General features: G+C 59.7%; 3 protein-coding genes. 2 read left to right on the forward strand and 1 reads right to left on the reverse strand.

Annotated features, from left to right (window positions below):
• Positions 1 to 4 precede the first annotated feature (4 nt).
• On the forward strand, positions 5 to 2,782 hold the full coding sequence (gene xdh / locus FGQ61_RS05145) for a selenium-dependent xanthine dehydrogenase (protein ID WP_138374787.1): 2,778 nt from the start codon (positions 5 to 7) through the stop codon (positions 2,780 to 2,782).
• Positions 2,783 to 3,201: 419 nt separating this feature from the next.
• Here the strand turns inward: xdh and FGQ61_RS05150 are convergent, their stop codons facing one another.
• Positions 3,202 to 4,200, reverse strand: a complete 999-nt coding sequence (locus FGQ61_RS05150; RefSeq protein WP_138374788.1) for a hypothetical protein — start codon at positions 4,198 to 4,200, stop codon at positions 3,202 to 3,204.
• 592 nt (positions 4,201 to 4,792) lie between these two features.
• Between FGQ61_RS05150 and FGQ61_RS05155 the strand changes: the two genes are divergently transcribed.
• Positions 4,793 to 6,172 carry an ATP-binding protein gene (locus FGQ61_RS05155; protein ID WP_138374789.1) on the forward strand — a complete coding sequence of 460 codons (1,380 nt, stop codon included), beginning with the start codon at positions 4,793 to 4,795 and terminating at the stop codon, positions 6,170 to 6,172.
• Positions 6,173 to 6,748: the final 576 nt, after the last annotated feature.

A 6,748-nucleotide genomic window follows, 5' to 3' on the forward strand; every position in this document is an offset into this window, starting at 1 on the left:
CACCATGGCACAGGAATTCACTTTTACCGTTAACGGTGTCGAGCACACGACGACGGAGAATAAACCACTGCTGCGCTATCTGCGCGACGACCTGCACATTCACTCCGCCAAGGACGGCTGCTCCGAGGGCGCCTGCGGCACCTGCACCATCCATGTGGACGGTGCGGCCGTCAAGGCGTGCGTGCTGACCACCGCTCTTGCCGCCGGCCGCAACATCGTGACCGTCGAGGGCCTGCCCGAGGACGTGCGCGAGGCCTTTGTGTACGCCTTTGGCGCCGTGGGCGCCGTGCAGTGCGGTTTTTGCATTCCCGGCATGGTCATGGCGGGTGCGGCGCTCATCGCCGAGGACCCCGAGCCCACCGAGGAGCAGATCAAGTACGCCATTCGCGGTAACGTCTGTCGCTGCACCGGCTACAAAAAGATTATCGAGGGCATCTCGCTGGCCGCTGCGGTGCTCCGCGGCGAAAAGCAGATCGACGAGGACCTGGAGCGCGGCGATGACTACGGCGTGGGCAAGCGCGCCTTTCGTATTGACGTGCGCAAGAAGGTGCTCGGCGAGGGCAAGTATCCCGACGACATCGACGAGCTCGATCAGCCGGGCCTGACCTATGCCAGCGCCGTGCGCTCCAAGTATCCGCGCGCCCGCGTGCTCTCCATCGACACCTCCAAGGCCGAGGCCCTGCCCGGTGTGGTGGGCATCCTGCGCGCCGAGGACGTGCCGGTCAACCAGGTCGGCCACCTTATCCAGGACTGGGACGTCATGATCGCTCAGGGCGATATCACCCGCTGCGTGGGCGATGCCATCGTGCTGGTGGTCGCCGAGGACGAGGCGACGCTCGAGAAGGCCAAGAAGCTCGTAAAGATTGACTACGAGCCGCTGGAGCCCGTGCGCAACATTGTCGAGGCCAGGGCCGCCGACGCTCCGCGCCTGCATGACAGCTTCTTTGCCTTTGGCAACACGGTGGAGCTCAAGGACAACGTGTGCCAGAGCCGCCACGTGACGCGCGGCGACGCCGCCAAGGCGCTGGCCGAAAGCGCGTTCACCGTGACGCAGCGCTTTACCACGCCCTTTACCGAGCATGCCTTCTTGGAGCCCGAGTGTGCCGTTGCCTTCCCGTACAAGAACGGCGTCAAGGTGCAGTCGACCGACCAGGGCGCCTACGACACGCGCAAAGAGTGTGCCCACATGTTTGGCTGGGACAACGAACCCGAGCGCGTGGTCGTCGAGACCATGCTCGTGGGCGGCGGCTTTGGCGGTAAGGAGGACGTGTCCATCCAGCATCTGGCCGCGCTCGCCGCATATAAGTTTCAGCGTCCTGTGAAGTGCAAGCTCACGCGTGCCGAGTCGCTCGCTTTCCATCCCAAGCGCCATGCCATGGACGGTACCTTTACGCTGGGCTGCGACGCCGAGGGCAACTTTACCGGTCTGGACTGCGAGATCAACTTTGACACCGGCGCCTACGCGTCGCTGTGTGGCCCGGTGCTCGAGCGCGCCTGCACACATGCCGTCGGCCCCTACAAGTACCAGAACACCGATATTCGCGGTTATGGCTACTACACCAACAACCCGCCCGCCGGCGCGTACCGCGGCTTTGGCGTTTGCCAGTCCGAGTTTGCGCTCGAGAGCCTAATCGACCTGCTGGCCGAGAAGGTCGGCCTGGATCCGTGGGAGATTCGCTACCGCAACGCCATCGAGCCGGGCGAGGTTTTGCCCAACGGTCAGATTGCCGACTGCTCCACGGCGCTGAAGGAGACACTGCTCGAGGTCAAGGATGCCTACTATGCGCATCCCGGACACGCCGGCATCGCCTGCGCCATGAAGAACGCCGGCGTGGGCGTGGGCCTGCCCGATGCCGGCCGCTGCAAGATTCGCATCGAGAACGGCGCGGCCGTGGTCTATGCCGCCACGTCCGACATTGGCCAGGGCTGTAACACCGTCTTTTTGCAGGACGTTGCCGAGGCATGCGGCCTGCCGCTTCGCTGCATCGCCAACGGCGAGTGCTCCACCGAGAACGCTCCCGACTCCGGCACCACGTCTGGTTCGCGTCAGACGGTCGTGACCGGCGAGGCCGTGCGCGGCGCCGCCTTCCTGCTGCGCGATGCCATGGTTGGCATCGAGGCCGGCAAGCCCGCGCCCGATGCTCCCGTGAGCGCGCATGGCGACGGCGTCAAGATCGAGTACGATGACGGTCGCGCCTACCAGCTGCGCACGCAGGAGCTCGTCGCCGGCCAGGGTATGCATCCTCAGGATCCCGCGGCCGCCATCAAGGCGCTTGAGGGATGCGAGTTTGGCTACGTGTACCTGGAGCCGACCGACAAACTGGGTGCGGATGTTCCCAACCCCAAGAGCCATATCTGCTACGGCTTTGCCACGCATGTGGTCATTCTGGATGATGACGGCCGCGTGAGCGAGGTCTACGCCGCGCACGATTCCGGCAAGGTGGTCAACCCCATCTCCATCCAGGGTCAGATCGAAGGCGGTGTGCTCATGGGTATGGGCTATGCGCTTACCGAGGACTGGCCGCTCAAGGACTGCGTGCCCCAGGCAAGGTACGGTACGCTCGGGCTGTTCCGTGCGCCCGAGATTCCGGATATCCATGCCATCTACGTGGAGAAGGACGAGCTGCTGCCCGTGGCATACGGCGGCAAGGGCATCGGCGAGATCGCAACGATCCCCACGGCACCCGCCGTACAGAACGCCTATCGCGCATTTGACGGCAAGCTGCGTCCCGATCTGCCCATGGTGGATACGCCCTACAGCCGCGCTCGCAACCGCGGGTAGGGTAGGGTGCGGACGACCCTTGCTGACGGGCTGTTCGCGCTCAACATCAACTGCATATGCTGCGCCTCTGGCCCCAGCTCCATCGTGAGTCGGGGCCTTTTGTTTGGAGCGCCTCCGCATGCGGAAACTGCGTCCCGGAATCATGCCTCAGAATGGGATGCAACTTCCGGATCGGCCTCAGGCGGAAACTGTGTCCCGGAATATGGCTCCAGCGTGGGATGCATTTTCCGGTTGAAGCCTCAAGCGGAAACGGCGTCCCGGAATTCGGTCTCGGAACGGGTCGTGCTTTCCGCTAGGCCCGCCATCCGGAAAGTGCATCCCGTTTTGAGCGCTCAATTTGGGACATGGTTTCCGCGGGTGCTGCCAACCGGAAAGTGTGTCCCAGTTTGGTGGGCAGGCGGGCATAAGCTCAGCAGCTCCTACAGCTCAATATCGTTGAGCCATGTCGGCAGCGCGGTCTGCCGGATGCCTGCCGTCTGCAGCTTTTTGGCGAGCATTCCTGTCGAGCGGACCTCGTTCATGGTAAAGCGCAGCAGAGGGTGGCCGTAGAGCGATAGGTGCGCCTCGCGCTGTCGTTCGGCAACGAGCGCCTCGGCGGTGGTGCGTCCGGCCAGCATGGTCTGGTCGGTATATTTGATGAGCCCGTCGAGCTCGCCCAGCGTGAGTTCCCGCGCCTGACGCTCCCAGGCAAAGTCCGTTCGTATGGGCTTGGCCGAATCGAAGGGGTCCGTCAGCTCGTATTGAAGCCAGTCGGGCGCAAAGCCCGTCTCGATCATGACGGCTCGGGCGACCGATTCCCCGCCGCTCTCGGCGCGGGCGTCGGCATATCGAAGCGTTGTGAGGGCGGTGCGAATCGCGCGATCATTGCGGGCGGTCACTCGTTGCTCAACGGCCTCCATCAGCTGTTCCGGCGCAACGCCGAGCTTTGAGATCGCCGAATCGGCAATGGGCATGCCATCGGCAAAACCAGTTTGCAGCAGGCAATCTGTGGCCGTTTGGATGGGCGGCGTTACCGATATGCCGGCCCTGCGTATTGCTCCGGCCGGCTCAATCTGGTGTCGCTGAATATGTGCGCCCGGACGAGCCGACGGCTTTGTCGAGCTGCAAACATGCACGACGTTCAGGTGTCGCCACGAGACCTCGAGCCCCAGCAGGCAAGCTGCCGAAAACGAGCAGAACGTCCAATCGGGATGGATGATCGCAAGGGCGCGGATAATCTCGCAATGGCGTTGCGCTCGGTTGAGTTCATCCCAGCGCGTTTTTCGCGCAAACAACCCCGGCATGGGCGAGACAACCGTGCCGCCGGTGCGCCGAAGGAGCGCTTTTCGGATCGCCGTACTCGGGGGAATCAGACAGCGCCCCTCTTGTTCGGCTTGAGTGGGCAGTTGGTCGATGAGCTGGTCATTGCAATGGGTCATGAGCTACCGCCTCCTTTTGGGTAGCAAAAACGTATCAGCTGGAACTTGCCGCTCAGCTGACCAAAAGCTGACCAAAATCTAACCATGCAGGTAGATGACCTGCTTTTGACGACATATTTCTTGTTTGAATCGGTGGGCGGTAATCGGCGACCTTGAACGGTGACGAGATATGAAGTCTTGGTAAGTTTCAGGACGTGTACTTTTTTGAAAAAGAGCATTCTATCTGCTGTTTTGCGTTTCTGGATCGCATGTTTGAAGGCCTGTGATAAGGGCGGCGGATCGTCGTCTTGTACCTGAGGAACCCGTGACCCGGAATTGCCGCTCGGAATGGGACGTGCTTTCCGGATCGCCCTTCAAGCGGAAACTACATCCCAGATTTCGGCTCCAAACCGGGATGTGCTATCCCGGCGGCGTCTCTGGCGGAAATTGCACCCCGGAATGAGCGCTCAGAGCGGGATTCATTTTCCAGAACGGTCCATGAGCGGTGGTGTACCGCCCCTTTTCGTGCGCCGCTTGTCGAATTGCGTTATAGCTAGCTATATTATAGGAAAGTATAATATAGCTAGCTATAACGCAAAGGAAGGATGGCCCTATGTTTATCGGAAGAACGGCGGAAATGTCCGAGCTCAATCGACTGTATGGCACGGGCTCCTTTGAGATGCCTGTGATTTACGGCCGTCGTCGTGTGGGCAAAACGCGTCTCATCACAGAATTCATCCAAGACAAGAAGGCTATTTACTTTCAAGCTCGTCGTACCAATGCAGTGGCAAACCTGCACGGCTTTAGCCAGGCGATACTTGCGGGTTCGGTTGGTGCTGCAGGTGTGTCGTTTCGTAGTTTTGACGAGGCGTTCGATGCGTTGGCCACCATGGCTCGCACGGAACGTTTGATTGTTGTGATTGACGAGTATCCCTATCTCGCCCAATCGAATCCCGAGATCAGCTCGTTGCTGCAAGACAAGATCGATCACTTGTACAAAGAGACCAAGCTCATGCTTATCCTGTGCGGCTCGTCTCTTTCGTTTATGGAGGAACAGGTGTTGGGCTACGAGAGCCCACTATACGGTAGGCGTACGGCCCAGTTTAAGATCTTGCCGCTCGATTTTATGACGACCCTCGGCCTGTGGCAGAGCATGGGTCGCGAAGACGCTGCAGTTTGCTATGGCATGACGGGCGGCATTCCTGCATATATCGAGAAAGTCGATCCTGCCGCACCGCTCAAGGACAACATCAAACGTCTTTTTCTTACTCCTACGGGCTATCTCTTTGAGGAGCCGAGTAACCTGCTATTGCAAGAGTGCCGCAATCCCGAGCAATATGATGCGATCGTGCAAGCAATTGCTCAGGGGCGCTCGAGGATCTCGGAGATTGCGAGCTCTACGGGAATCCCTGCGAGCAACGTAAAGAGCTATGTGGATAAGCTGGCGTCACTTGGGATTGTCGAGCGCGAGCTGCCCCTAAACGAAACGAGCAATAAGCGAGCCGTGTATCTGCTGAGCGACCAGATGTTTAGGTTCTGGTACAAGTTTGTTCCGCAGAACATCGGGCTGATTCAAAACGATATGGCCGAGATGGCGTATAAGCGCATTGAGCCGCACGTATCGGATTACATGGGTACGGTCTTTGAGCTTATATGCAGACAATACGTGTACGAACTCGCGCGCGCGGGCCAGCTCGATGTGGTTCCGGCGAGTGTCGGGCGCTGGTGGGGGACGGATAATCGCACGCATACGCAGGAAGAAATCGACTTGATTGTTGACGATGGCGAGGGCACTGCGCTGTTTGCGGAGTGCAAATGGCGCAATGAACCGGCGGGCGAAGACGTGCTGCAAAAGCTCGTGCACCGAAGTGAGCTCTTTAGACGGCAACGAAAAAGCTATGCACTTTTCTCAAAAAGCGGCTTTACGCAGGGATGTCGGGATGCCGCGGAGAGTAGGGGAGACGTCAAGCTGATCTCGTTTGACGAGATGTGAGGGCGGGGATAATGAAGCGCGTCCTGATTTGATGCCGGGAATGGGATGTGCTTTCCTTTTGCGACCTTTGGCGGAAAGTGCGTTCCAGATTTCGGCTTCAGAATGGGATGCCGTTTCCGGATCGGCCCTCAGGCGGAAACTACGACCCGGAATTCGGCTCCAAAACGGGATACGCTTTCCCGGTGGCATCTCTAGCGGAAACTGCATCCCGGAATGAGCTCTCGGAACGGGACACGCTTTCCCATCGGGGCTTCAAACGGAAACCGTGTCCCGGAATCGAGCCTCAGGGTGGGACGCATTTTCCGGTAGAGGCCTGGGACGGAAGGCGTGTCCCAGAATCCGGCTAATCCGATGGCCAGGTGGTTGAGCGAGCGGGCTCCGAGGCTCCATTACTGAAAATTCATTTGTTAAACCTGGCAACCGTGGGTAGAATAAAGTCGACGGCAGCCCAAGGGTGATAGCTGGGCAGCGCCGTTACTTAGTTCAAGGGGTCAATGCCTTAACGGCGTCGACCCCTCTTCTAATATGAGAAAGCCATTGTCAATAGGCATGTTCGTTTGAGCCCGGTTTAAATCC

Source organism: Collinsella aerofaciens, assembly GCF_005844325.1.
GTDB lineage: Bacteria > Actinomycetota > Coriobacteriia > Coriobacteriales > Coriobacteriaceae > Collinsella > Collinsella aerofaciens_G.

What these genes read in the sequence shown, in the direction of transcription:
- xdh (WP_138374787.1), top strand. Translation starts at nt 5, where the DNA reads ATGGCACAGGAATTCACTTTTACCGTTAACGGTGTCGAGCACACGACG.
- FGQ61_RS05150 (WP_138374788.1), bottom strand. Translation starts at nt 4,200, where the DNA reads ATGACCCATTGCAATGACCAGCTCATCGACCAACTGCCCACTCAAGCC.
- FGQ61_RS05155 (WP_138374789.1), top strand. Translation starts at nt 4,793, where the DNA reads ATGTTTATCGGAAGAACGGCGGAAATGTCCGAGCTCAATCGACTGTAT.